Here is a 255-nt window from a genome sequence, read left to right as displayed (position 1 = left end):
GCCTTCATGTGGGCTGGTTGAGCGAGTATCAACTTGAAGTCATCACATAGAGCATGCCAGACAGGTCGCCAATAAACACCTGTGCTTTCCATACCAACAGCTTCCACATGAAATTGACTGAGAAAATTGTGGCAAGCACGTAGGCCTTTAGTCGTTGTATCAAACGTAGCCGTCTCACGCTTTGGACGAGTTGAGGTGAGTGGTCCATGTAGGATACAGACAACGATATTGGCTTGATGGACATCAATACCTGCA

The 255-nt window shown here is 47.1% G+C and carries 1 protein-coding gene; it reads right to left on the bottom strand.

Annotated features, from left to right (window positions below; genetic code table 11):
* On the bottom strand, positions 1-255 hold a 255-nt coding region (locus NF418_RS10485; protein ID WP_256779555.1), incomplete at both ends, for an IS110 family transposase.

Origin of the sequence: Streptococcus suis (genome assembly GCF_024509555.1) — a bacterium.
GTDB lineage: Bacteria > Bacillota > Bacilli > Lactobacillales > Streptococcaceae > Streptococcus > Streptococcus suis_AD.
This window is presented reverse-complemented; position numbering and strand designations above follow the sequence as displayed.